19 protein-coding genes are annotated in these 24,213 nt (G+C 69.6%); 12 read left to right on the plus strand and 7 right to left on the minus strand.

The genetic code is table 11. The annotated features are described in order from the left end of the window. Positions 1-30: 30 nt before the first annotated feature. From ACG04Q_RS24485 to ACG04Q_RS24505, 5 genes are all read left to right on the plus strand, one after another. Positions 31-2,040 carry an alpha/beta hydrolase family protein gene (locus ACG04Q_RS24485; RefSeq protein WP_394514283.1) on the plus strand — a complete coding sequence of 670 codons (2,010 nt, stop codon included), beginning with the start codon at positions 31-33 and terminating at the stop codon, positions 2,038-2,040. A 53-nt stretch (positions 2,041-2,093) separates the two neighbouring features. Beyond that, on the plus strand, positions 2,094-4,115 hold the full coding sequence (locus ACG04Q_RS24490) for a S9 family peptidase (RefSeq protein ID WP_394514285.1): 2,022 nt from the start codon (positions 2,094-2,096) through the stop codon (positions 4,113-4,115). 61 nt (positions 4,116-4,176) lie between these two features. Beyond that, positions 4,177-5,244 (plus strand): TolB-like translocation protein, encoded by a 1,068-nt coding sequence (locus tag ACG04Q_RS24495; protein ID WP_394514287.1) that lies wholly within the window; start codon positions 4,177-4,179, stop codon positions 5,242-5,244. Positions 5,245-5,522: 278 nt separating this feature from the next. Then, positions 5,523-6,191, plus strand: coding sequence for an alpha/beta hydrolase family protein (locus ACG04Q_RS24500; protein WP_394514289.1), 669 nt, complete (start codon positions 5,523-5,525; stop codon positions 6,189-6,191). 85 nt (positions 6,192-6,276) lie between these two features. Further along, entirely contained in the window at positions 6,277-8,280 is a 2,004-nt protein-coding gene (locus ACG04Q_RS24505; protein ID WP_394514291.1) for a S9 family peptidase, read from the plus strand. On the opposite strand, the gene ACG04Q_RS24510 is transcribed toward ACG04Q_RS24505, so the two are convergent. Then, positions 8,281-9,156 carry a sterol desaturase family protein gene (locus tag ACG04Q_RS24510; RefSeq protein WP_394514293.1) on the minus strand — a complete coding sequence of 292 codons (876 nt, stop codon included), beginning with the start codon at positions 9,154-9,156 and terminating at the stop codon, positions 8,281-8,283. It abuts the gene before it with no gap. A 127-nt stretch (positions 9,157-9,283) separates the two neighbouring features. Here ACG04Q_RS24510 and ACG04Q_RS24515 point away from each other — a divergent pair, with 127 nt between their 5' ends. From ACG04Q_RS24515 to ACG04Q_RS24525, 3 genes are read left to right on the plus strand one after another with little or no spacing between them, the layout of a single operon-like run. Beyond that, positions 9,284-10,270 (plus strand): AraC family transcriptional regulator, encoded by a 987-nt coding sequence (locus tag ACG04Q_RS24515; RefSeq protein ID WP_394514295.1) that lies wholly within the window; start codon positions 9,284-9,286, stop codon positions 10,268-10,270. Further along, positions 10,267-11,247 carry a DUF2804 domain-containing protein gene (locus tag ACG04Q_RS24520; RefSeq protein ID WP_394514297.1) on the plus strand — a complete coding sequence of 327 codons (981 nt, stop codon included), beginning with the start codon at positions 10,267-10,269 and terminating at the stop codon, positions 11,245-11,247. The genes ACG04Q_RS24515 and ACG04Q_RS24520 overlap by 4 nt, the downstream gene beginning before the upstream one ends. 51 nt (positions 11,248-11,298) lie before the next feature. Beyond that, a complete protein-coding gene (locus ACG04Q_RS24525; protein ID WP_394514299.1) occupies positions 11,299-12,627 on the plus strand; it encodes a GGDEF domain-containing protein in 1,329 nt (442 codons plus the stop codon). On the opposite strand, the gene ACG04Q_RS24530 is transcribed toward ACG04Q_RS24525, so the two are convergent. The 6 genes from ACG04Q_RS24530 to ACG04Q_RS24555 form a co-directional block, all read right to left on the minus strand. Then, positions 12,624-13,799, minus strand: a complete 1,176-nt coding sequence (locus tag ACG04Q_RS24530; protein ID WP_394514301.1) for a PepSY-associated TM helix domain-containing protein — start codon at positions 13,797-13,799, stop codon at positions 12,624-12,626. The genes ACG04Q_RS24525 and ACG04Q_RS24530 overlap by 4 nt on opposite strands. A 7-nt stretch (positions 13,800-13,806) precedes the next feature. Beyond that, on the minus strand, positions 13,807-15,930 hold the full coding sequence (locus ACG04Q_RS24535; RefSeq protein ID WP_394514303.1) for a TonB-dependent siderophore receptor: 2,124 nt from the start codon (positions 15,928-15,930) through the stop codon (positions 13,807-13,809). Between the two features lie 41 nt (positions 15,931-15,971). Then, on the minus strand, positions 15,972-16,193 hold the full coding sequence (locus tag ACG04Q_RS24540; protein WP_394514306.1) for a hypothetical protein: 222 nt from the start codon (positions 16,191-16,193) through the stop codon (positions 15,972-15,974). A gap of 114 nt (positions 16,194-16,307) precedes the next feature. Next, entirely contained in the window at positions 16,308-18,899 is a 2,592-nt protein-coding gene (gene clpB / locus ACG04Q_RS24545; RefSeq protein ID WP_394514308.1) for an ATP-dependent chaperone ClpB, read from the minus strand. Positions 18,900-18,958: 59 nt separating this feature from the next. Beyond that, the gene (crcB, locus tag ACG04Q_RS24550) at positions 18,959-19,324 is read right to left on the minus strand and encodes a fluoride efflux transporter CrcB (protein WP_394514310.1); all 366 of its coding nucleotides are present in this window, start codon (positions 19,322-19,324) and stop codon (positions 18,959-18,961) included. Then, a complete protein-coding gene (locus ACG04Q_RS24555; protein WP_394514312.1) occupies positions 19,321-19,794 on the minus strand; it encodes a molybdenum cofactor biosynthesis protein MoaE in 474 nt (157 codons plus the stop codon). The genes crcB and ACG04Q_RS24555 overlap by 4 nt, the downstream gene beginning before the upstream one ends. A gap of 115 nt (positions 19,795-19,909) precedes the next feature. Here ACG04Q_RS24555 and ACG04Q_RS24560 point away from each other — a divergent pair, with 115 nt between their 5' ends. The 4 genes from ACG04Q_RS24560 (at position 19,910) to ACG04Q_RS24575 (ending at position 24,213) form a co-directional block, all read left to right on the plus strand. Continuing rightward, a complete protein-coding gene (locus ACG04Q_RS24560) occupies positions 19,910-20,938 on the plus strand; it encodes an SPFH domain-containing protein (RefSeq protein ID WP_394514314.1) in 1,029 nt (342 codons plus the stop codon). Then, entirely contained in the window at positions 20,931-22,514 is a 1,584-nt protein-coding gene (locus ACG04Q_RS24565; RefSeq protein WP_394514316.1) for a DUF4178 domain-containing protein, read from the plus strand. Before ACG04Q_RS24560 ends, ACG04Q_RS24565 begins: the two co-directional genes overlap by 8 nt. Before the next feature lie 22 nt (positions 22,515-22,536). Then, positions 22,537-22,758: a DUF350 domain-containing protein gene (locus ACG04Q_RS24570; protein ID WP_394514318.1), complete on the plus strand. Its 222-nt coding sequence runs from the start codon at positions 22,537-22,539 to the stop codon at positions 22,756-22,758. A 117-nt stretch (positions 22,759-22,875) separates the two neighbouring features. After that, a complete protein-coding gene (locus ACG04Q_RS24575; protein ID WP_394514321.1) occupies positions 22,876-24,213 on the plus strand; it encodes a M48 family metallopeptidase in 1,338 nt (445 codons plus the stop codon).

Below are 24,213 nucleotides of genomic sequence, written 5' to 3' on the forward strand. Positions count from 1 at the left end.
ATGACAGCGTTATCAGACGCAGGAGACAACGTGCAGACAACCTCGTTGCGCCACGCCGGCGCTCTCGCCATGCTGGCCCTCGCGCTGGGCGCCGCCCGCGCCGCGCCGCCGCCGGCCGAGGTGTTCTTCAGTGACGACGACATCGGCGAGGCGCAGCTGTCGCCGTCGGGCAAGCGGCTGGCGCTGACCACCGCCAAGGGCGCCGGCCGCGTGGGCCTGGTGGTGCTGGACCTGGCGCCGGGCGGCCAGCTCACGCGCGCCACGCAGTCGGCCACGGCCGACGTCGCGCGCGTCAGCTGGGTCAACGAGGACCGGCTGCTGTTCAGCCTCGTGGACCTGACCGAGATGAGCATGCCCACGCGCGCGCCGGGCCTGTTTTCGGTGAACGCCGACGGCACCCGCCTGCGCATGCTGGTCAAGCGCACGGGCCGGGCCTTCATCAACACCGGCGACGGCGACGACCGCGTGCTGGAATGGAACCACCAGCTGCTGGCCGTGCCCGAGGCCCGCGCCGGCGAACCCGGCGATGAGGCGCTGCTGGCCGAGTTCAGCCTGGACGGCCGCGGCACGCAGACGCCGGTGTGGGTCAACACGCGCACCGGCATGACGCGCCGCTTCTCCGCCGCCGGCGCACCCGCCGGCGTGGTGCAGTGGGTGCTGAACAGCCGCGGCGAGGCCCGGGCCGTGCTGACGCTGAACGGCGACCGCGTGCAGGCGCACTGGCTGCCGCCCGGCCAGTCGCAATGGCAGCCGCTGTTCGACGCGCCGGTGCTGCAGCAGCCGTTCAAGCTGGAAAGCGTGGACACCGACGGCACGCTGTACGTGAGCCACGTGCCCAAGGGCGAACGCCACAGCGTGCTGGCCCGCTACGACGCCGCGGCCAAGGCGCCCGCCGACCCGCCGCTGGTACGCACGCCGGGCTTTGACTTCGTCGGCCAGTTCGTCAAGGACGGCCCGCGGCTGCTGGGCGTGAACGCGCGCGCCGACAGCGACGTCAGCGTCTGGCTGGACGAGGGCATGAAGAAGTTCCAGGCCCAGGTCGACCGGCTGATGCCCGGCCGCCTGAACCGCATCGACTGCCGCCGCTGCAGCCAGCCCGACATGGTGGCGCTGGTGCACTCCTACAACGACCACGACCCCGGCAAGCTGTGGGTCTACCAGGGCCACCCCGCCGCCGGCGAGCCCAAGTGGCGCGCCATCGGCCGCGTGCGCGAGGCGGTGGACCCGAAGCAGATGGCCGGGCTGGACCTGCAGACCATCACCGCCCGCGACGGCCGCGAGCTGCCCGTGTGGGTCACGCGGCCCGACGGCGCCCAGGGCCCGCTGCCGGCCGTCGTGCTGGTGCATGGCGGGCCGTGGATGCGCGGCACGGCCTGGCGCTGGAACAACTGGGCGCAGTTCATCGCGTCGCGCGGCTACGTCGTCATCGAGCCTGAGTTCCGCGGCAGCCTGGGCTACGGCGACGACCATTTCCGCGCCGGCTTCAAGCAGTGGGGCCAGGCCATGCAGGACGACGTGACCGATGCGCTGAAGTGGGCGCAGAAGCAGGGCCTGGCCAGCGACCGCGCCTGCATCGCCGGCGCCAGCTACGGCGGCTACAGCGCGCTGATGGGCCTGGCCAAGGACCCCGACCTGTACCGCTGCGGCATCGCCTCGGTGGCCGTGGCCGACCTGGAGCTGCTGGTGCAGGGCTCGTGGTGGGTGCCCGACGACACCGGCCTGGCGCGCCGCCTGACGCTGCCCGACATGGTGGGCGACCCGGCCAGGGACGCCGCCATGCTGGCCGCCAACTCGCCCGTCAAGCTGGCCGCCCACATGAAGGCGCCGCTGCTGCTGGCCTACGGCGAGGAAGACCTGCGCGTGCCACTGGCGCACGGCAAGCGCATGCGCGACGCGCTCGCCGCCGTGGGGCGGCCGCCCGAGTGGGTCAGCTACCCGGGCGAAGGCCACGGCTTCAGCAAGCCCGAGCACCGGCTGGACTTCGCGCGCCGCATGGAGGCTTTCCTGGCCCGGCACCTGGCGCCGGCGGCCGGCAACTAGGCCGTTATCCTCCCGCCGCTGCGCAGACGCATGCAGCATTCAGGGAGAGATTCTTGAAGCAGTTCATCCTCTGGGCCGGCCTCGCCGCCGGCCTTTCGTTGACCGCCACCCTCGCGCAGGCCGCGCCGCCGCCGGCCGAACTGTTCTACCGTGACCCCGACATCGGCGAGGCCCAGCTCTCGCCGTCGGGGCGGCAACTGGCCGTCACCACGTCGCGCGGCGCCAAGCACGCCGGCCTGGCCGTCGTGGACCTCGCCACGGGCAAGTCCGTGCGCGCCGCGCAGTTCTACGACGGCAACGTGTGGCGCGTGCAGTGGGTCAACGAGAACCGGCTGGTGTTCAGTGTGCTGGACCCGTCCGACGGCAGCGCGATGAACACCGGCGCGCCGGGTCTGTTCGCCGTCAACCCCGACGGCAGCCAGCTGCGCCAGCTGGTGAGGCGCGAATGGGCGCCGGGCATCACCGACGGCACCGGCCGCAACGAGCGGCTGCTGGACTGGAACCACCGCCTGCTGCGCGTGCCCACGCCGCGCGCCGGTGACACCAACGAGGAGGTGCTGCTGACCTGGTTTGCACTCGACGAACGCCGGGCGCAGAAGCCGCTGTGGGTGAACACCCGCACGGGCCGCACGCGGGCGGTCGACGTGATCGCGCCGCCGCACACCGTCGCCTGGGAGACCGACAGCCGCGGCGAGCTGCGCGTGGCCCACACGCTCAACGCCGGCCGTACCGGCGCCTTCTGGCGCGCGCCCGGCAGCGACGACTGGCAGCCGCTGTACGAAAGCAGCGTGATGGCGCTGCCGTTCCAGATCGAGGCCGTGGACGACGCCGGCCAGCTGTTCGTCACGCAGTCCGCCGGCCGCGGCGGCGAGAGCGTGCTCAAGCGCTACGACTTCGCGAAGCGCGCGCCGGAGAAGGAGCCGCTGGTGTCGGCGCCGGGTTTCGACTTCGTCGGCCACATCGTCACCGACGGCGAGGGCGCCGCGCTGGGCGTGCACGTGACGACGGATGGCGAAGGCACCGTCTGGTTCCATCCGGCGCTGAAGGCTCTGCAGGCCGAGGCCGACGCACGCTTTCCCGGGCGCATCAACCGCCTGCAATGCCGCCGCTGCGGCCAGCCGGACATGGTGGCGCTGGTGACCAGCTTCAGCGACCGCGAGCCCGGCCAACTGTGGGTCTACCAGGCCCGGCCGCCCGCGGGCGAGAAACCCTGGCGCGCCGTGGGGCGCGTGCGCGAGGACGTCAAGGCCGCCGAGATGGCCAGCCTGGATTTCCAGCGCATCAAGGCACGCGACGGGCGCGACCTGCCGGTGTGGATCACGCGCAGCCCGCAGGCCAAGGGGCCGCTGCCGGCCGTCGTGCTGGTGCACGGTGGCCCGTGGGTTCGCGGCAATGACTGGCGCTGGAACGGCGAGGCGCAGTTCCTGGCGTCGCGCGGCTACGTTGTCATCGAGCCCGAGTTCCGCGGCAGCGAGGGCTATGGCGACGACCACTTCCGCGCCGGCTTCAAGCAGTGGGGGCTGGCCATGCAGGACGACGTGGCCGACGCGCTGCGCTGGGCACAGCAGCAAGGCATCGCCAGCGACAAGGCCTGCATCGCCGGCGCCAGCTACGGTGGCTACAGCACGCTGATGGGGCTCATCAAGCACCCCGAGCTGTACCGCTGCGGCGTGGCCTCCGTGGCAGTGACCGACCTCGATCTGCTCGTTGCCGGGTCGTGGCGAGTGGACGACGACACCTCCAGCATGGCGCGCCGACACACGCTGCCCGAGATGGTGGGCGACCCGGTGAAGGATGCGGCGCTGATCGCCGCGAACTCGCCGGTGCGGCAGGCGGCCCGCATCAAGGCGCCGCTGCTGCTGGCCGTCGGCGAAAAAGACCGCCGCGTGCCGCTGGCCCACGGCGAACGGCTGCGCGACGCGCTGCGCGAGGCAGGCAACCCGCCGGTGTGGGTGGCCTACCCGGATGAAGGACATGGCTTGCTCGACGTGAAGAACCGCATCGACTTCGCCGAACGCATGGCGGCCTTCCTGGCCCGGCACCTGGGCGGCGCGCAAGCCCCGTCGGCACGCTGAGACTCATCGCTCACGCCCATCGCCACAACACGCACCCGGCCAGGGCGCCTGAAGGAAAGTCGTGCTGAAGATCCGCCTTCGCTGCGCCGGCGTCATCGCCGCCCTGCTGTTGTCCATCACCGGCGCCCAGGCCACGCCGCCGCCGGCTGCGACGTTCTTCAAGGACGCCGACGTCACCGATGTGCAGCTGTCGCCATCGGGCCGGCAACTGGCCATCACGACGGCGCGCGGCCACCAGCGCGTGGGGTTGGTGGTGTTCGATCTCGGCAGCGGCAAGCTGTCGCGCGCCGCGCATTTCGCCGACGCCGACGTCACGAACGTCCGCTGGGTCCATGATGGCCGCCTGCTGTTCAGCATCGAGGATTTCTCCGACGGCAGCGGGCGACCCAACGGGCAACCCGGCCTGTTCGCCGTCAACCCCGACGGGAGCGACATGCGGCAGCTCATCCGCCGCACCGGCCTGACATCGGCCAAGGACCGCTTTGGCAAGCTCGATCGGGTGCTGGACTGGAACCACCGGCTGCTGCGCGTGCCCGCACCACGCGCCGATGTAGCCGTCGACGAGGTGTTGATCGTGCAGATCAGCAACGACGCCGACCGCATCGCGACGCCGCTGTGGATCAACACCCGCACCGGCATCACGCGCAAAGCCCACGCCAACGCGCCGGCGCACACCACTGGCTGGCTGACCGACAGCCACGGCGAGCTGCGCGTGGCCATCACGGAACACACCGGCCGCCGCGCTGCGCACTGGCGTGGCCCGGGCCAGCAGGACTGGCGACCGCTGTACGAGAGCGACCTGCTCAACCCGCCCTTCGGCCTGCACTCGGTGGACACCGCCGGCCGCCTCTACGTGACGCGGACGCTGGGGCAGGATCAGCGCGGCGTGCTGACGCGCTTCGACTTCGAACACGGCGCGCCCGACCCACAGGCCCTCATCGAGTCGCCCGGCTTCAGCTTCACAGGGCAGCTGCTCGACGAGGCCGGGGGCCCCGCGCTGGGTGTGCGCCTGGTCACGGATGCCGAGACGACGGTTTGGTTCCACCCCGCGCTGAAGGCCTTCCAGCAGCTGGTCGACGCGCGCATGCCGGACCACATCAACCGCATCGACTGCCGGCGTTGCGGCTAGCCGGACATGACGGCGCTGGTGCGCAGCTTCAGCGACCTTGACCCCGGCCAGCTGTGGGTCTACCAGGCACAACCGCCCCAGGGCGAGGAACGCTGGCGGGCCGTGGGCCGCGCGCGCAACGACGTGAAGCCCGCCGACATGTCGACGATGGACTTCCACCGGATTCAGGCACGCGACGGCCGCGACCTGCCGGTGTGGGTCACGCGCAGCCCGGCCGCCACGGGGCCGCTGCCGGCCGTCGTGCTGGTGCATGGCGGCCCCTGGGTGCGCGGCAATGTGTGGGGCTGGCGGCCCTGGGGCCAGTTCCTGGCGTCGCGCGGCTACGTCGTCATCGAGCCCGAGTCCGCGGCAGCACCGGCTACGGCCATGCGCACTACCGCGCCGGTTTCAAGCAATGGGGCCAGGCCATGCAGGACGATGTCGCCGACGCGCTGAAGTGGGCCCAGCAGCAGGGCATCGCCAGCAGCAAGGCCTGCATCGCCGGCGCCAGCTACGGCGGCTACAGCACACTGATGGGGCTCATCAAGGACCCCGACCTCTACCGCTGCGGCGTGGCCTGGGTGGCCGTGACCGACCTGGACCTGTACGTCAGCGGCTCCTTCTGGGTGCGCGACGACATCTCGGACACGGGCCGCCAGTACCGCCTGCCTGACCTGGTGGGCGACCCTGTGAAGGACGCCGACATGATCGCCACCCACTCGCCGGTCAAGCAGGCGGCACGCATCAAGGCACCAGTGCTGCTGGCCTTCGGCGAGGACGACCTGCGCGTGCCCCTGGCCCACGGCAAGCGCATGCGCGAAGCGCTGGCCGAAGCGGGCAATCCGCCCGAGTGGGTGACCTACCCGGGCGAGGGCCACGGCTTCAGCGTCGTGAAGAACCGCATCGACTTCGCCGAACGCATGGCCGCCTTCCTGGCCCGGCACCTGCAATCCGGCGACGGGAAATAAGCACGTCGTCGCGCGGTGCCACGGCGCGCCGGCCCTATGCTGGCGCCACTGTCAACGCTGTCAGAGAACAGCCGTGGAGGAGACCGTGAACCCATTGCATCGCCTGGCCGGCATCGTTGCCGGCCTTCTGCTGTCCGCCGCCTGCGTACAAGCCGCCCCGCCGCCCGCCGAGGTGTTCTTCAAGGACCCCGACGTCGTCGACGTGCAGCTGTCACCGTCGGGCCGACTGCTGGCCCTGACGTCGGCCAAGGGGCTCAAGCGCGTGGGGCTGGCGGTGTTCGACCTGGGCAGCGGCCAGGTGATGCGCACGGCGCAGTTCTCGGACGGCGACATCACGCAGGTGCAGTGGGTCAACGACAACCGGCTGGTGTTCGGCGTCGAGGACCTGTCCGACGGCAGCGGGCGCCCCAACGGCCTGCCAGGCCTGTTCGCCGTGAACCCCGACGGCCGCGAGATGCGCCAGCTGGTGCGCCGCATGGGCAAGCCCGTCGTCAGCGACGGCAGCAACCGCAACGAGCGCCTGCTGGACTGGAACCACCGCCTGCTGCGCGTGCCGGCGCCACAGCCCGGCGCCGAGGCCGGCGACGAAGTGCTGGTCGCCCACATCAGCATGGACGACAGCCGCGTCGCGACACCACTGTGGCTGAACACCCGCACGGGCCGCACGCGCAGCGTCGAGACGCAGGCACCGCCCCACACCGTCGACTGGCTCACCGACAGCCGCGGCGAGCTGCGCGTGGCCATCACGCAGTACGAGGGCCGCCGGGGCGCGCACTGGCGCGGGCCGGGCGACGCCGCGTGGCGCCAGCTCTATGACACGCCGCTGTTCAAGACGCCGTTCGGCCCGCATTCCGTCGACGACGCCGGCCAGCTCTACGTGATGCGCACACCGGGGCGCGACCAGCAGGTGGTGCTGGCCCGCTACGACTTCGAGCGCGGCGCGCCGGAGCCCCAACCCGTCGTGACGGCGCCGGGCTTCGACTTCTGGGGCAAGCTGCTCAATGAGGGCGGCGGCGCGGCGCTGGGCGTGCGCCTCACGACCGACGGCGAGACCACCGTGTGGTTCCACCCGGCGCTCAAGGCGCTGCAGGCCGAGGCCGACGGGCGCCTGCCCGGGCGCATCAACCGCATCGACTGCCGCCGCTGCGGGAAGGCCGACATGACCGCGCTGGTGCGCAGCTTCAGCGACCGCGACCCGGGCCAGTGGTGGGTCTACCAGACCCGGCCGCCCGAGGGCGAGAAGCCCTGGCGCGCCGTAGGCCGCGCGCGCAACGACGTGAAGCCCGCCGACATGGCGACGATGGACTTCCAACGCATCCAGGCCCGCGACGGCCGTGAGCTGCCGGTGTGGGTCACGCGCAGCCCTGGGGCCACGGGGCCGCTGCCGGCCGTCGTGCTGGTGCATGGCGGCCCCTGGGTGCGCGGCAACGTATGGGGCTGGCACGCCTGGGGCCAGTTCCTGGCGTCGCGCGGCTATGTCGTCATCGAGCCCGAGTTCCGCGGCAGCACCGGCTACGGCCATGCGCACTACAAGGCCGGCTTCAAGCAATGGGGCAAGGCCATGCAGGACGATGTGGCCGACGCGCTGAAGTGGGCGCAGCAGCAGGGCATCGCCGGCGGCAAGGCCTGCATCGCCGGCGCCAGCTACGGCGGCTACAGCACGCTGATGGGGCTCATCAAGGACCCCGACCTCTACCAGTGCGGCGTTGCCTGGGTGGCGGTGACCGACCTGGACCTCTACGTCAGCGGCTCATGGTGGGTGCGCGACGACATCCCCGAGGCCGGCCGCCAGTACCAGCTGCCCGACATGGTGGGCGACGCGGTGAAGGATGCCGACATGATCGTCGCCAACTCACCGGTGAAGCAGGCGGCGCGGCTCAAGGCACCGGTGCTGCTGGCCTTCGGCGAGGACGACCTGCGCGTGCCGCTGGCCCACGGCAAGCGCATGCGCGACGCGCTGCGCGCCGCCGGCAACGAGCCCGAGTGGGTAACCTACCCCGGCGAGGGCCACGGCTTCAGTGTCGTGAAGAACCGCGTGGACTTCGCCGAACGCATGGCCGCCTTCCTGGCACGCCACCTGAAGCCCTGATCACTCCCTGAAGCCGTTGGAATGGCGCCGCCATTCCGGCGGCTTCCACAGGTGGGCCAGCCGCAGGCCCCAGGTCTTCTCGTGCGCCATGTCGCGGAACATGGACCGCCACTCGTGTGCGTTCAGCCAGAACAGGTTGTGCGTGTAGAACGGGTGCTCCAGCCCGTAGTCCACCGGCGCGTCCTCGGGCTCGAAGGTGCCGAACAGGCGGTCGAACACGATCAGCATGCCGCCGAAGTTCTTGTCGATGTACTGCGGGTTGCGACCGTGGTGCGCCCGGTGGTGCGACGGCGTGTTGAAGATGAACTCGAACCACGCCGGCATCTTCCCCACCCAGCTCGTGTGCACGAAGAACTGGTAGCCCAGGTTCAGCGACAGCGCGAACAGCACCCAGCGTGGCTCGAAGCCGAGGAACACGGCCGGCAGGTAGAACAGCCAGTTGCCGGCGATGGGATAGAACCAGCTCTGCCGCAGCGCGGTGCCGAAGTTCATCTTCTCCGAGCCGTGGTGCACGACATGCGCGCACCAGAACCAGCGGATGCGGTGGCTGCCGCGGTGGAACCAGTAATAGAGAAACTCGACGAACAGGAACAGGCCGAGAAAGCGCAGCGGCGTCACGTCCACGGTGAACAGCCGGTGGTCGTACACCCAGCCCATAGCCGGCAGCACCAGCACGGTCAGCAGCACCAGGTCGGTGACGAGATAGCTGCCGCCGCTGTTCAGGCTGTCGAAGCTGTCCCACAGGTCGAACACGCCGGTCTTGCGGAAGCGCCAGGCCTCGCTGGCGATGGCGATCATGAAGATCGGCGACAGGATGACCAGCGTCAGGTCGCGCCAGTCGAAGTGGCGTTGGTAGAGGTCGAGCAGCCAGTCCATGCCGCGATGTTGGCGCCAAACCGCCGCGGCTTCTTGACGGCAAACCCCGAGTTTTTGACAGATCGCGCCACTTCTCGGGTGATCCCGGACCGGCAGCGAGGGAGCCGCGCGGGATGATTTCCACCCCATGGATGACACCCGCGTTGCCGCCAGCTATGTTCGCCTGCTCTTCGAGCACATGGCGGCGCTGGGCCGCGCCGGCGACCTGGGCGATCCGCCCGCCCCCACCGAGCCCTTCGTCGCCCTGCGCCGCTGGCAGGCGCTGTTGCAGCGGGCGCGCGAGCTGGACCCCGGTCCCAAGGCGACGTTCACGCTGCGGCTGGCGCGCGGCATCGCGCCGCGGCACTTCGGCATCGTCGGCTTCGCGGCGCTGGCCTGCAACACGCTGGCAGAAGCGCTGCTGCGGCTGGAGCGCCACCACCGCGCCATCTACGACGTCAACCTGGCCCAGGTGCGCCCCTGCGCCGAGGGCCTGTGCATCGAATGGGGCGTGGAGCGCGGCCGGCCCGGCGCGCTGGTGGACGAGACCGCCATCGCCGCGCTGATGCAGCTGACGCGCGAGTTCACCGGCCGGCCGGTGCGCGCGCTGGCGGTGGACTTCGTCAACCCGCGGCCGGCCGACGTGCGGCCGTATGAAGACTTCTTCGGCGGCCCGGTGCGCTTCGGCCAGCCCAGCACGCGCGTCGTGCTGGCGGCGCGCGACCTCGCGCTGCCGCTGCGCGGTGCCGATGCCGCACTGCTGGCGCTGCTGGACGCGCAGGCCGAGCGACTGCTGCAGGAGATGGCCGCCGTGACCGGGCCGCTGGCCGTGTGGCGCCAGGCGCTGGTGGGGCTGATCCGCAGCGGCCGCACGCAGCTGCCCGACCTGGCCGACAGCCTGCAGATGAGCCCGCGCAGCCTGCAGCGGCGGCTGGCCGAACAGGGCGTCAGGTTCCAGGCGCTGCTGGGCCAGACGCGCCAGCAGCTGGCCGAGGCCTATCTGCGCGACGCCAGCGTGGAGCTCGCCGAGGTGGCGCTGCTGCTGGGCTATTCCGAACAGAGCGCATTCACGCGCGCCTTCCGTCAGTGGACCGGTCAGGCGCCGCTGCAATGGCGAAGGCTGCACACCCGATGACCCCCGCCCCCGACCACGTCGTCATCGACGGCACCCCCGCCCACGGCCGCTACGCCGGCCGCATCGCCCGCATCGACTGGGCGCCGCTGCGCCCGCGCCCCGGCTGGTTGTGGCGCCGGCTGCATCACAAGCGCTGGCACTACGTGGGCTTGGGCAACGAGGCCGTGTTCATCGGCGTGGCCATCGTCGACGTCGGCTGGGCGGCCAGCGCGTTCGCCTACCTGTTCGACCGCCAGACCCGCACGCTGCGGGCCAACTGGAGCCAGGACGGCCTGCCCGGCCTGCAGGCCAGCAACGGCGACGCGCCGCTGGCCGGCGCCGACGCGTGGTTCCGCGGCCCCGGCGCGCGGCTGTCGCTGCGCGAGGCGGGCGGCCGGCTGCAGCTGCAGGTCGCCACGCGTGCGCTGCGCGTGGATGCCGAGCTGGACCTCGCCGCCATGGCGCCGCCGCTGCTGGCCGTCGGCCCCATTGCCGGCGGCCTGGCACATGCGACACAGAAGACCAGCGCCCTGCCCGTGCGCGGCCGCGCCGAGGCGAGTGGGCAACGCTTCGCGCTGGATGGCGCCTGGGCCGCCGTCGACGCGTCCAGCGGCTTGCTGGCGCGCGACACCGCCTGGCGCTGGGCCAGCGCGCACGGGCCCGAGTGGGGCTTCAACCTGCAGCAGGGCTACTTCGGCGAGCACGAGAACGTGCTGTGGCTGGACGGCCAGCCCATCGAACTGGGCGCCGCCCACTTCGGTTTCGACGCTGGACGACCGCTGGAACCCTGGCGAGTTCGCACCGAGTGCGGCCGACTGGATCTTTCATTCACCCCCGAGGGTGTGCGGGCCGCGGACAAGAACTTCGGTTTCGCGGTCAGCCGCTATGTGCAGCCCGTCGGCACGTTCGCGGGGACCGTGCGTGCCAACGCGCATGCCGCGCCCCGAAACGTGAAGGATCTGTTGGGCGTGACGGAAGACCATCGTTCACTGTGGTGACGTCGCCGAAGCTTGTGCCATAGAGTGGGCAACGCTCGCTCCTTCAAGCCCGTGAAACCCAATCTGAGCTATCCCAGCCTTCTCACTGCGGGCATCGCGTTGACGCTGGCGACACTCGCGGGCCTCGAACTGTTGCCGGCCAGGACCCTGGACCTCAAGGCGCCGGGTGTCGCCAACGGCCCTTACCTGGTCACCGCCGATGGCAAGCAGGACGGTCACAACGTCCGGTGGCTGGACGAAAAGCGGCTGCATCTGCGCTGCCACTACCCCGAAGCCAAGCCCTTCATGGGCTGCGGCCTGACCTTCGTGCTGACCCACCAAGACCCGACGCGGGGCATGGACCTCAGCCGCTACGACAAGCTCAACCTGGAGCTCGTCTACAAAGGCAATGCGCCCTCGGTGCGCCTGGCGGCCCGCAATTTCGACCCCCGCTTCGCCAAGGTCGAGGACGCCAACAGCGCCCGTTTTCACTCGGTCAATCTGCGCCCCCGGGACATCACCAAGCCCGTGGCACTGGAACTGAGTGAACTGACGGTGCCGGAGTGGTGGATCCATCAGTACAACCTGGACCGGGCCTATAACCGCCCAAGCCTGGAAAACGCAAGCGCTGTATCGATCGACATCCCCTACCTCGAGGCCGGCCAGACACATGAGCTGGAGGTGCGCCGCCTGACGCTCGAAGGGCAGTGGATCAGCCACGACCGCGTCTACCTGGGCATCCTGTGCAGCTGGCTGCTGGGCGCCAGCCTCGTCGTGCTGCGCGGCTGGGGCCAACTGCGGGTCAGCCACCGGCGCCAGCAGCGTGAGATCGACGCGCTGACACTGCGCACCCGCCAGCTTCGCATCGAGCAGGAGCAGTTGCGCCGGCTGGCGACGATCGACGAGCTGACGGGCGTTCTGAACCGCCGCGGCCTGGAGCAGGCGCTGGACGATCTGGAGGAACAGGCCCACGGCATGACGCTGGTGCTGGTGGACATCGACCACTTCAAGCGCATCAACGACCGTTTCGGCCACGACCGTGGCGACGAGGTGCTGCGCCGGGTCGCGGCCGTCGTGGCCGGCAACCTGCGGGCAAGCGACATCTTCGGTCGGTGGGGCGGCGAGGAGTTCCTGATCGCCTGCCGCGGCACGCGCATCCGGGACGCGGCCCGCCTGGCCGAAAAGCTGCGCGAACGCATCGAACGCAGCGAGATCACCGGGCCCGTTGGCCGCATCGAGCTGACCGCCAGCTTCGGCGTCGCGCTGGCGCCACCGGGCGGCTCGACTGCCGACGCACTCAAGCGCGCCGATGCAGCGCTTTACGCCGCCAAGGACGCCGGCCGCAACCGGGTCGAGATGGACACTTCGCTACAGAGCGATTCGCCCACGACGGTGGGCTAACGCATCGTGTCGACGGCCTGCCCGGCGGCGTGACCGTGGACCACCTCTCGCGCTGCCGAAGGGGCGGGGCTGCGCTTCTTCAGCCACAGGTACAGGCCACTGCCCAGCACGACGATGGTGGCGATGTCCAGCAGCGCCCACAGGATCTTCATCGGCAGCCCGCCGTAGTCGCCGAAGTGCAGCGGCTGCGACAGCAGCAGCGCATCCAGGTACCAGGGCATCTCGGGCGCGGCGGTCACGCGGGCCGTGCGGGCGTCCACGAGCACCGGCACCATCAACTTGGCCGTGAGCGGCGTATCGCCCCGCATGAAGAACGTGGTGTGGTGAGGGCTCGAGAAGGTGGTGCCCGGGAAGGCGATGAAGTACAGGTGCTTGCCGGGTGCGGCGGCTTGCGCGGCCTGCAAGGCTTGCTGCAGGGGAGCGCGGTCCGAGGCCGGCACCAGGGGCTGGCCCTGGTAGGGGCGCACCAGCTCGCCGACGTGCTCGACCTGCCAGTACTTGACCAGCAGGTCGGCGCCCGTGTTGATGACGCCGGTGGCGCCGACGACGAAGCACCACACCAGGGTGACGATGCCGATGAGGTTGTGCAGGTCCAGCCAGCGGGTGCGCGCCGAACGATCGTGGCGCACCGTGCCGAAGTCCAGCTTGCGCATGAAGGGCGCATAGAGCACCACGCCGGACACCAGCGCCACCAGCAGCAGCAGCCCCATGAAGCCGAGGAAGAGCTTGCCGGGCAAGCCGGCGAAGAGGTCCACGTGCAGCCGGAACATCAGGTCCATGAAGCCCTCGCCGACGCGGTACTCGCCCACCACCTGCGCGGTACGGGCATCGACCATCACCGACTTGTAGTCATCGGTCGGCTCAGGGGTCGGTGTCAACGTCGCCCACCAGAGTCGATCGTCGTCATCGGACTTGCCCATGAACTGCACGATGCGGTCCGGGTAGCGGGCCCGCGCGGCGGCCATCACCTCGTCGGCGCTCGCGCGCCGCTGCGCCATGTCGGCCGGCAGGGTCGGGGCTTCGATCTCGGTGCCGGTCAGGTGACCGATCTCGTGATGGAAGATCAGCGGCAGGCCGGTCAGGCACAGCAGCAGCATGAACAGGGTGCAGACCAGGCTGCTCCACTTGTGCAACCAGGCCCACAGTCGGATGGCGCGCGGCGTCAGCGTCATGGCGGCGTCAGAGCTTGTAGTCCAGAGTCACCGACACATTGCGCGGCTCACCGTAGATGGCGCCGTAGGCCAGGCCGCCGATGTACTTCTTGTCGAAGAGGTTGTTCACGTTCAGGCGCAGCGTGGCGGCCGGCGACAGTTCGTAGGCGGCAAAGGCATTGGCCACCAGGTAGGCGTCCTGCCTCGCGCTGCCGACCTTGCTGACGTCGGACTGCCAGCGGCCACCGAGACCCAGGCGCAGGGCCGGCAGCACCGGCACACGGCTGTCGACGCGGAAGTTGACGGTGTTGCGGGGCACCCACTCGTAGATGTCCTGGCCGTCGGGGCCGGTGAGCTTCAGATGGGTGTAGCCGAGCGTGAGCTTGGCGTCCCTGCCCAGCCGCCCCGTGGCCTCGGCTTCGAAGCCGCGCGACTTCACGTCCTTGCCCTCGTACCAGGACTGTCCATCGAGCGAGGTGCCGGTGCCACCGATCACGCCGCCATAGGTGGCCAGACCCTGCTGGCGAGCCGAGAACACGGCAAAGGTGGTCAGCAGCGCACGGTCCAGCCATTCGGCCTTCACGCCCGCCTCGGCGTTCACGCCCTTCATCGGCGCGAGGTACTCGCCCTTCCGGTCGGTCTGGTCCTGGTTCTGGAAGATGTCCGAGTAGGACACATAGCCCGTGACCGCCGGCGAGAAGGCGTAGGTCAGGCCGACATACGGGCTGACCTCCCGGGTGTCGGGGTAGACGGTGTTGGTGGCCGCGTTGCCGTAGATGGAGGCACCGCTGCGCGCCAGGCGCACGGCATTGACGCCGAGGATGCCCTTGAGCTGCTCGGTCAGCCCGATCTGCGACGCGGCATAGAAGCGGGTCAGTTGCTGCTCGCCACGGGTGCTGGGCTGGCGCGCGCCCCAGGTGGGCTCGGTGTAGACGTCGCCGCCATAGGGGAAGGCCGGCAGCGCATCGCCCATGTGGTTCTGCACGGGGAAGATGTCGACAGACGTCTTCTCCCGCGACTGGCTCACGCCGACCAGCAGCCAGTGCTGACGACCGAAGGCCTGGAAGTCGCCGCTCAGGTTGGCGTCCAGCACGCGGTGGTCGGTGTCGCCCTCACTGCGGTAGGGCCAGCCGACGAGGCCGGTGTTGTCGGCCTTGAGCACACCGGTGGGCGAGTAGGCGTAGAGCAGCCGGGTCGACTCGTCGCCGTGGCGCGTGTTGTAGGTCAGCTTGGCCTCCCAGCCGTCGCCGAGCTGGTGGGCGTACTCGATGAAGGCGTTGTAGGAACGGGTGTTCCAGTAGGTCCAGCGCTGCGAGGTGGAGGCGCCCACGGGGAAGTCGGCCTGCGTGCCGTCGGCGCGCAGCAGCGTGAGCGAGCCCCACATCGGCGAGTACTGCCGGGCGTCCACGGCCGTGATGCCCACGGTCAGCACGCCGTGGCTGCCGATCTGGCCGTCCACCACGCCGTAGACCGAGCTGCGCTTGTCATGCAGGTCGCGCAGGTAAGAGTCCTTGTCCTCATGCGCCACCACCAGGCGGCCGGCCCAGGCGCCGTCCTGGGTGAGCACCTTGTTGACGTCCAGCGCCGCGCGCTTCTTGCCCCATTGACCCAGGGTGACGTTGAACTCGCCGCTGTCCTGGTTCAGCGGGCGCTTGCGGATGTAGTTGATGGTGCCCGACGCATTGCCCACGCCGGTCAGCAGGCCGTTGGCACCGCGGATCAGTTCGATGCGGTCGAACAGGAAGGTGTCTTCCCGGCCAACGACGGTGCCCCAGGAGTTGGTCATGCCCAGGCCGTCGATCTGGGTCAGCTGGATCTCGAAGCCGCGGGCGTTGAAGGTCGCGCGATTGGTCTCGTACTGCTCGACATTGATGCCGGTGGCCAGGCCCAGGGCCTCGTTGCTGCCGGTCAGGCCGAAGTTGGCCATGTCCTCGCGGTCGATGCTGCTGATGGTCTGCGGCGTTTCCTTGACATCCATGGGCAGGCCCGTGGCGCCCTTGGACACGCGGTTGGCACGCTTGCCGGTGACCACGACGGTCTCCAGGTTCGCAGCCTGGGGCGCATCAGCGGCAGTGGAAACGGTCTGGGCCTCGGCGACGAGGCTGGCGGCGGCCAGGGCGCAGGCGGTCAACAGGAATGCGGGACGGGTCATCGAGCAGGCGGAATTGGGGGATGGAAGAGGCGGAATGACGGTCAGCGGCGCATCGGGCAGCGCACGATGACGAGCACCGGCAGGCCTAAGGCGAGCCAGGACCAGGCATCGCCCCAGCTGTCGGACACCAGCGCCGAGGCCAGCCCGCTGGCGCTCAGCAGGCCGAGGGACACGGGCCAGCCCCACAGCCGCCAGGCGGTGTGGCGGGCCGGCGTCATGGACAGGCGCCGGGCCTGGCCGGGCCCCTTGGGCAACGTCGTCATGTCATCAAATACAACTGAGAACGATTCGCATTCTAATCACAAGACGAAGAAAAACCGCCCTGCCTCGCGGTCAGGGCGGTTCTGGCGGCCAGCGCGCTACGCGGGCCGGCGACGTCAGTGGACGACGCGACCGAAGGAGAACTCCCCGTCAGCCATCTGCACCGGGATGATGTCCTTGGGCCCGAACTTGCCTTCCAGGATCAGCTTGGAGAGCGGGTTCTCCACGCGCTGCTGGATGGCCCGCTTGAGCGGCCGGGCACCGAAGACCGGGTCGAAGCCAACCTTGGCGAGTTCGTCCAGGGCCTCCTCGCTGACGTAGAGCTTCATCTCCATCTTCTCCAGGCGCGCCTCGAGCTGGCGCAGCTGGATGCGCGCGATGGATTTGATGTGCTCCGCCCCCAGCGCATGGAAGATGACGGTTTCGTCGATGCGGTTCAGGAACTCCGGCCGGAAGTGGCTCTTGACCTCGCCCCACACCGCGTCACGGATGACGTCCTCGCCCTGCCCCGCCAGCGCCATGATGTGCTGGCTGCCGAGGTTGGACGTCATCACGATGACGGTGTTCTTGAAGTCCACGGTGCGGCCCTGGCCGTCGGTCAGGCGGCCATCGTCCAGCACCTGCAGCAGCACGTTGAACACGTCAGGGTGGGCCTTCTCGACCTCGTCCAGCAGCAGCACCGAGTAGGGCTTGCGCCGCACGGCTTCGGTCAGCGTGCCGCCCTCCTCGTAGCCCACATAGCCCGGAGGCGCGCCGATCAGGCGGCTGACCGAGTGCTTCTCCATGAACTCGCTCATGTCGATGCGCACCATGTGGTCTTCGCTGTCGAACAGGAAGCCGGCGAGCGCCTTGCACAGCTCGGTCTTGCCCACGCCGGTGGGGCCCAGGAACAGGAAGGAGCCCAGCGGTCGGTTCGGGTCGCTCAGCCCGGCGCGTGAACGGCGGATCGCGTCGGACACGGCCTGGATGGCCTCGTTCTGCCCCACCACGCGCTCGTGCAGCTTGCCTTCCATCTGCAGCAGCTTCTCGCGCTCGCCCTGCATCAGCTTGGAGACGGGAATGCCCGTGGCACGGGCCACGACTTCGGCGATTTCTTCAGCACCCACCAGCGTACGCAGCAGCTGCGGCTTGTCGCCGCCCACCTTGCTGGCTTCCTTGTCCTGCGCTTCCTTGAGCTGCTTCTCCAGCCCCGGCAGCTTGCCGTACTGCAGCTCGGCGACCTTGTTGAAGTCGCCCTTGCGCTTGAGTTCCTCGATCTGCTGCTTGATGCGGTCGATCTCTTCCTTCACGTGCGCCGAGCCCTGGGCCTGCGCCTTCTCGGCGGTCCAGATTTCTTCCAGATCGTCGTACTCGCGCTGCAGCTTCAGCAACTCCTCTTCGATGAGGGCAAAGCGCTTCTGCGAGCCCTCGTCCTTCTCCTTGCGCACGGCCTCGCGCTCGATCTTCAGCTGGATCATGCGGCGGTCGAGCCGGTCCATCGCCTCGGGCTTGGAGTCGATCTCGATCTTGATCTTGGCCGCGGCCTCGTCGATCAGGTCGATGGCCTTGTCGGGCAAGAAGCGGTCGGTGATGTAGCGGTGGCTCAACTCGGCCGCGGCGACGATGGCCGGGTCGGTGATCTCCACGCCGTGGTGCACCTCGTACTTCTCCTGCAGCCCGCGCAGGATGGCGATGGTGGCCTCCACGCTGGGCTCGTCCACCAGCACCTTCTGGAAGCGTCGTTCCAGCGCGGCGTCCTTCTCGACGTACTTGCGGTATTCGTCCAAGGTGGTGGCGCCGATGCAGTGCAGTTCGCCGCGCGCCAGGGCCGGCTTGAGCATGTTGCCGGCGTCGATGGCGCCCTCGGCCTTGCCGGCACCCACCATGGTGTGGATCTCGTCGATGAAAAGGATGGTCTGGCCCTCGTCCTGCGCCACTTCCTTGAGCACGCCCTTCAGGCGTTCCTCGAAGTCGCCGCGGTACTTGGCCCCGGCCAGCAGCAGCGCCATGTCCAGCACCAGCACGCGCTTGTTCTTCAGGCTGTCCGGCACCTCGCCGTTGATGATGCGCTGCGCCAGGCCTTCGACGATGGCCGTCTTGCCCACGCCCGGCTCGCCGATCAAGACGGGATTGTTCTTGCTGCGGCGCTGCAGCACCTGGATGGCGCGGCGGATCTCCTCGTCGCGGCCGATGACCGGGTCCAGCTTGCCCAGGCGGGCGCGCTCGGTCAGGTCCAGCGTGTATTTCTTCAGCGCCTCGCGCTGGCCCTCGGCCTCGGCCGAGTCGACCTTCTGGCCGCCACGTACCGCTTCGATGGCGGCTTCGAGCGCCTTGCGCGTCAGCCCGTGGCCGCGCACAACGCCGGCCAGGTCGGTCTTGGCGTCGGCCAGCGCCAGCAGGAACATCTCGCTGGCGATGAACTGGTCGCCGCGCTTGCCGGCCTCCTTCTCGGCCGCCTGCAGCAGCGCGACGAGGTCGCGGCCCGCCTGCACGGTCTGGCCCGAGCCGCTGACCTGCGGCAGCCCGGCCATCAGGCCGTCGAGCGCCGTCTTCAGCGCAGGCGACTTGACGCCCGCACGCTCCAGCAGCGCGCGCGGCCCGTCGTCCTGGGCCAGCATGGCAGCCAGCACATGGACAGGCTCGATGTAGGGGTTGTCACGCGCAATGGCCAGGCTCTGCGCCTCGCCCAGCGCTTCCTGGAAACGGGTGGTGAACTTGTCGGCTCGCATGGGATGGGACCTCCTGTTGCCAAGCCAAGTGGGCGCCTATCAGCGCTTTTCAAGTTGACTCAGATCAAGCCCTGGACGAGCTTCATGCCTGCCCAGGCCGCCAGCAGCGAACCCAGCACATGGCTGGCGGTGTGGGTCAGCGCCATGCCGAACTCGCCATGCCGCAGCAGCGCCAGCGACTCGCCCGAGAAGGCCGAGAACGTTGTCAGCCCGCCCAGAAAGCCGGTCACCAGCAACAGCTTCAGCACGTCGTTGGGCTGCCGGCCAAACCATTCCAGCGCCATGCCGATCAGCAGGCCGCCCGCCACATTCACCAGCAACGTGCCCAGCGGAAAGCCAGCCCAGCGCAGATTGAAGGCCAGCCCCGCCTGCCAGCGGGCCAAAGCGCCCAGCGCGGCGCCCAGCGCAACGGCCAGCGCGTTCACGCGGCATTCCCCGCCGCGATGCCCCAGCGCGCCAGCGCCTCGTCGTCGGCAACACGGGCGTCCACCCAGTGCGCGCCGTCGGGTGTGTGCTCCTTTTTCCAGAACGGCGCCTGCGTCTTCAGGTAGTCCATCAGGAATTCGCAGGCCTGGAAGGCCTGGCCGCGGTGGGCGCTGGTGACGAGCACCAGCACGATCTGCTCGCGCGCCTCCAGCACGCCAATCCGGTGGATGACGCGCGCGGCCCGGATGTCGAACCGCGCCTGCGCCTCGTCCACCATCGCCTCGATGGCCGCCTCGGTCATGCCGGGGTAGTGCTCGAGTTCCATGCGGCTGACGGCCTGGCCGCCGCTGTGCTCGCGCACGGTGCCGACAAAGGCGACGACGGCACCGACACCGCCGTCCTCGCGGCGCAGCGCGGCCGTCTCGGCGCCGAGGTCGAAGTCCTCGCTCTGGATGCAAACTCTGGGCATGGCACAGATTCTCACCTCCCCGTCGGTGAGATTCACCTGTTTGGGGCTGGCCGATCCCGGCCGCCGCCCGATACTCGCGCCCAACTCTCTCAATTGACCGCTCGCGGGTAACGACATGGCCCTGATGGATTTCATCAAGAAACAGTTCATAGACGTCATCCAGTGGACGGAGGACGGCGATGGCACGCTGTCGTACCGCTTCCCGATGGCGGGCATGGAAATCCAGAACGGCGGCCAGCTCGTCGTGCGTGAGTCGCAGGTGGCTGTGTTCGTCAACGAAGGCCAGGTGGCCGACGTCTTCGGCCCCGGCACCCACAAGCTCACGACGCAGACGCTGCCGGTGCTGACCTATTTGAAGAACTGGGACAAGCTGTTCGAGTCGCCCTTCAAGAGCGACGTCTACTTCTTCAGCACCCGCCAGCAGATCGACCAGCGCTGGGGCACCAGCCAGCCCATCACGATCCGCGACAAGGACTTCGGGGCCGTGCGGCTGCGCGCGTTCGGCAATTACGCCTACCGCATCCAGGACCCCAAGACCTTCCACAGCCAGATCTCCGGCACGCGCGAGCGCTACACGGTGCAGGAGCTGGAGGGCCAGTTGCGCGGCCTGATGCTGCAGCACATCAGCGACGCCGTCGCCGGCAGCGGCACGCCGTTCCTGGACCTGGCGGCCAACCAGATCGAGTTCGCCAACGCGCTGAAGAACGCCACGTCCACCGCCTTCGCGGCGCTGGGGCTGGAGCTGCTGTCGGTGACGATGCAGAACGTGTCGCTGCCCGAAGAGCTGCAGAAGATCCTCGACCAGCGCATCGGCATGGGCATCATCGGCCAGAACATGGGCCAGTTCATGCAGTACCAGACAGCGCAGGCCATTCCGGCGCTGGCCAGCGGCGCCGGTGGCGGCAGCGGCATTGCCGGCGAGGCCGTGGGCCTGGGCGCCGGCGTGGCGCTGGGCCAGACGCTGGCGCAGACGCTGGGCCAGGGCCTGGCCGGTGTCGGCGCCGCCGCACCCGCCCCGGCTGCCAGCAAGCCCGACGACATCGTCGCGCTGCTGGAGAAGCTCGGCGACCTCAAGGCCAAGGGCATCCTGACCGACGAGGAATTCGCCGCGAAGAAGGCGGATCTCCTGAAGAAACTTGGCTGAGTCACAGCGCCGCTGGCGGGCGGCCTGCCCCAACTGCGGCGCACCGGTCGAATTCGCCAGCGCGGCGTCGGCCAGCGCCGTCTGCAGCTTCTGCCGCAGCACACTGCTGCGCGACGGCGAGACGCTCTCGCGCATCGGCCAGAGCGCCGAGATCTTTGACGACTACTCGCCGCTGCAGCTGGGCGCCACCGGGCGCTGGGCGGGCGCCGGCTTCGCCGTCGTGGGGCGCGTGCAGCGCGGCTCGGAGCTGGGCAACTGGAACGAATGGCATCTGCTGTTCGAGGCCGGCGAGCAGCAGCGCGTGGGCTGGCTCAGCGAGGACAACGGCCAGTTCGTCCTCAGCCTGGAAGCACCGCTGGCGGAACTGCCGCCGCCCGAGCCCCAGGTCGGCCTGCCGTTGACGCTGGCGGGCCAGCGCTGGCAGGTAGCCGCCGTCGTCGAGGCGGCCGTGCGCGCCGCCGAGGGCGAGCTGCCGCGCGCACCGCAGGACGGCCGCGTCGTCGAGTTGCGCAACGAACGCGACGAGGTCGGCTCGCTGGAGTACCGGCAGGACCAGAGCGCCGTCTGGTCCGTGGGCCGCCGAGTGCAGCTGGCCGACCTGGCGCTGCAGGGGCTGCGCACGACGGCCGAGGGCGAGTCCGTCGCCGAAGCCAAGTTCAAGGGCCGGTCCATCGCCTGCCCCAGCTGCGGTGCGCCGCTGGAACCCAAGCTCACCGAGAGCCGGAGCATGGCCTGCGCGCAGTGCCAGGCGGTCGTCGAGCTGCCGGAGGGCGACGCCAAGGCGCTGGGCTTCACGCGCCAGCCCACCGGCGCGCCGCCGCTGATCCCGCTGGGCCGCACCGGCACGCTGGCGCTGGCCGGCGAGAAGCCGCAGGGCTGGACCGTCGTCGGCTACCAGGAGCGCTGCGACCTGCCCGAGGACGGAGACGACGAACAGAGCTTCTGGCGCGAGTACCTGCTCTACAACCGCCTGGCCGGCTTCGCCTTCCTCGTGGACACGCGCGAGGGCTGGAGCCTGGTGCGCACGCTGACCGGTGCGCCGGCGCTCTCTCGCGGCGGCGCCAGCTGGCAGAGCCGCGCCTACGACGAGCGCTGGACCTACCAGGCCAAGACCACGCATGTGCTGGGTGAGTTCTACTGGCCCGTGAAGCTGGACGACCGCGTCCGCGTGACCGACTACGCCAGCAAGGACGGCCAGTACCTGCTGAGCCGCGAGCAGCAGGGCCGCGAGGTCACCTGGAGCGCCGGGCAGACGCTGGACGCCGCGACGGTGCAGAAGGCCTTCGGCCTGAGCGCGCCGGCAGCGCAGTTCACGCGCGATGCGTCGGCGTTCAAGAACAGCGGCGGCACGCTGCTGCGCAACATCGTCATCGGGCTGTTCCTGCTGGTGCTGCTGTTCGCGCTGCTGCGGGCCTGCAGCAGCGACGACTGCCAGCGCTACAAGGACAGCTTCGGCGAATTCAGCAACGAATACCGACAATGCCGCGCCACCGCGCGCAGCGGCGGCGGCAGCTACATCGGCAACAGCGGCGGCAGCTACGGCGGCTACAGCAGCGGTGGCGGTGGCCACAAGTGACGCGACAACTCAGGAGAACAACATGACCCTCGACTGGCTCAAGCCGGAAGTCATCCTCGGCACGACGATGTACGCCGTCATCGGCGTCGTCATCTTCTGGATCTCCTTCATCGTCGTGGACAAGATCACCCCCTACAAGCTGTGGGAGGAACTGGTGGAGCACAAGAACCTGGCCCTGGCCATCGTCGTCGGCGCGATGTGCATCTCCATCGGCAACATCGTCGCCGCGGCCATCCACGGCTGAGGCCGGCCATCGGACGGCAGGACCGTCCATCCCAGCCTGCACGCAGCCTGTCGCAAGGCCACTCCCGGTAGGGCGCGCCTCACCACAATCGCGCCGCTTCAATACCAGGAGAAGACGATGAAGAGCTGGTTGACCGCAGCCACCCTGGCGCTCAGCCTCACGCTGGCCCACGCCGCGGACGATGCCGCGAAGGCGGCCGAACAGGCCCAGAAGGCCGACGCCACCGCCCAGGCCTCGGGCTTCAAGATCCGCCCCGTCGACGACGCCTGGCGCGCCGCCCTGCCCCGCAATGCCGAGGCCGCGACGCAAGCCTATCTGGACCGGCTGCCGGCCGACGTGGTCGCCAAGTCCGACGCCTACTACACCGGCGGCTACTGGCTCATCCTGTGGGAGCTGCTGGCGAGCGTCTTCGTCGCCGTGGTGCTGATGACGGGCCGACGCGCGGCCCGCCTGCGCGACGCCTGCCAGCGCGTCGGCCGCGGCCCGGTCAGGCGCGACGCGCTGTTCGGCGCCGCCTATGTGCTGGCCTCGGCCCTGCTGACCCTGCCACTGGCCATTTACAGCGGCTGGTGGCGCGAGCAGGCCTATGACATGTCGACGCAGACCTTCGTCGCCTGGCTGGGCGAGACAGCGCTGTCGCAGCTCATCGACATGGTGATGATGGGCATCGTCGTCGCCGGGCTCTACATCGTCATCCGCCGCGCCGGCGCGCGCTGGTGGATCTGGGGCACGGGCGGCGGCATCGTCGCCCTCATCGTCGTCATCGCCATTTCGCCGGTGCTGATCCAGCCGCTGTTCAATACCTACAAGCCGGTGGAGGACGGCCCCGTCAAGGCGGCCGTGCTGCAGATGGCTCACGCCAACGGCGTGCCGGTGGACAACGTCTATGTCTTCGACGCCTCGCGCCAGACGACGCGCGTCAGCGCCAATGTGTCGGGCATGCTGGGCTCCGCCGCCGTGCGCCTGAACGACAACCTGCTGCGCCGCACGTCCGAGCCCGAGATCCGCGCCGTCATGGGCCATGAGCTGGGCCACTACGTGATGAACCACATGGTCAAGAACATCGCCATGATCACGCCGCTGGTCTTCATCGGCTTCGCCGTCGTCGCCTGGGCCATGCAGCGCCTGCACACGCGCTTCGCCGCCACGACCGGCGTCAGCCGCATCGACGACGTCGCCGGCCTGCCCATGCTGGTGGCCGTGTTGTCGATCTTCTTCACGCTGGCGACGCCCCTGCTGCACACCATGACCCGCGTGCAGGAAGCCGAGGCCGACAAGTTCAGCCTCAACCTCACGCGCGAGCCGCACGGCTTTGCCGAGGCCCAGCTGAAGCTGGTGGAGTACCGCAAGGCCAGCCCCGGCCCCATTGAGGAGTTCGTCTTCTTCCACCACCCCAGCACCCGCAACCGCATCTACGACGCCATGCGCTGGCGCGAGGCCATGGGCACGCCCTGA

It is taken from the genome of Pelomonas lactea (assembly GCF_043555885.1).
GTDB classification, from domain to species: domain Bacteria; phylum Pseudomonadota; class Gammaproteobacteria; order Burkholderiales; family Burkholderiaceae_C; genus Pelomonas; species Pelomonas lactea.